The organism is Hansschlegelia beijingensis, assembly GCF_045505405.1.
GTDB classification, from domain to species: domain Bacteria; phylum Pseudomonadota; class Alphaproteobacteria; order Rhizobiales; family Methylopilaceae; genus Methylopila; species Methylopila beijingensis_A.
On record NZ_JBJKEX010000506.1, the window covers coordinates 1 to 1530 of the forward strand.

Sequence of the window (1530 nt, forward strand, 5' to 3'; positions counted from 1 at the left end):
GGGCGCTCAACGCCTTCCTGACCTGCTGCCGCGGCCAGCGCATGGGCATCTTCGCGGGCTCCGGCGTCGGCAAGTCGGTGCTGCTCGCGATGCTGGCCCGCAACGCCGCGAGCGACGTCGCCGTGATCGGGCTGGTCGGCGAGCGCGGTCGCGAGGTGCAGGAGTTCCTGCAGGACGACCTCGGGGAGGCGGGCCTGTCGCGTTCGGTGGTGGTGGTCGCGACCTCCGACGAGCCGGCGCTGAAGCGCCGCCAGGCGGCCTATCTGACCTTCGCGCTCGCCGAATATTTCCGCGATCAGGGCGACGACGTGCTGTGCATGATGGACAGCGTGACCCGCTTCGCCATGGCTCAGCGCGAGATCGGCCTGTCGACCGGCGAGCCGCCGACCGCCCGCGGCTATACGCCGACGGTGTTCGCCGAACTGCCGCGCCTGCTCGAACGCGCGGGGCCCGGAGAAGGGCAGGGGACCGTCACGGGCCTGTTCACAGTCCTGGTCGACGGCGACGATCACAACGAGCCGGTCGCGGACGCCGTGCGCGGCATCCTGGACGGCCACATCGTGATGGAGCGGGCGATCGCCGAGCGCGGGCGCTATCCGGCGATCAACATCCTGAAGTCGGTCTCCCGGACGCTCCCCGGCGCAGCGCCGGAGGAGGAGCGCCCGGTGCTGCAGCGCGCCCGCCGCATCATGGCGACCTATGCGGACATGGAGGAGCTCATACGCCTCGGGGCCTACAGGCCTGGCTCGAGCGCGGAGGTCGACGAGGCGATCGCGCTCAACGGCGCGTTCGAGCAGTTTCTGTCGCAGGGTAAGGAAGAAGCAACGCGACTCGACGAAAGCTACGCGCGACTGCGTTCGATCTTAGACGTTCCGGAAACCGGACGCTAACCCGCGTGTGCGTAGATGGCCGACATGAAGTCCAGAGACACCCTTCTTCGGCTCAAGCGGTTCCAGGTCGACGAGAAGCGTCGTCAGGTCGTTCAGATCGAGACGATGGTCGCCGAATTCGAACGCATGGCGGCCGAGCTCGACCGCGAAATCCTGCATGAGCAGGAGAAGGCGGGCATCCACGACGTCGCGCATTACGCCTATCCGACCTATGCGAAGGCCGCGATGACGCGCCGCGACAATCTCAAGCGTTCGGCCGCCGAACTCGCCGGGCAGCTTGCCGAGGCGCAGGACGCGCTCGCGGCGGCGTTCGAGGAACTCAAGAAGGTGGAGCTGCTCGAGGAGCGCGACGGCCAGCGCGAGCGGATCGCCGAAGCCGCCCGCGACCAGGCCGAGATGGACCGCATCGGCGCCGAGCGCACCACGCTCCGCGCGAGCTGACGTCCCGCGCGAGCTAGCCGTTGCGGCTGCGCCTTCGAGCGTAGACCCGAGCAGCCGCTGCGGCGCTCTCCTCCAGAAATCCGTCCGAAGCTAGGCTCGAGCCGAAGCTCGCCCGCTAGCGCGCAGCGCGCCGCCCTGCGTTGATGCTGCCGGTCACCTCGTCGCGCGCGAGCGGCAGCGGCACGCCTTCGCCGGCGGA

Annotated in this window: 2 protein-coding genes; both read left to right on the forward strand. The window is 69.3% G+C overall.

The genetic code is table 11. From position 1 onward, the window contains the following. Positions 1-890, forward strand: an 890-nt coding sequence (locus ACIKT0_RS18130) for a FliI/YscN family ATPase (RefSeq protein WP_407106723.1), incomplete at its 5' end; no start/stop codon positions are given. Positions 891-914: 24 nt separating this feature from the next. Continuing rightward, positions 915-1331, forward strand: a complete 417-nt coding sequence (gene fliJ / locus ACIKT0_RS18135; protein WP_407106724.1) for a flagellar export protein FliJ — start codon at positions 915-917, stop codon at positions 1329-1331. Positions 1332-1530: the final 199 nt, after the last annotated feature.

What these genes read in the sequence shown, in the direction of transcription:
- fliJ (WP_407106724.1), top strand. Translation starts at nt 915, where the DNA reads ATGAAGTCCAGAGACACCCTTCTTCGGCTCAAGCGGTTCCAGGTCGAC.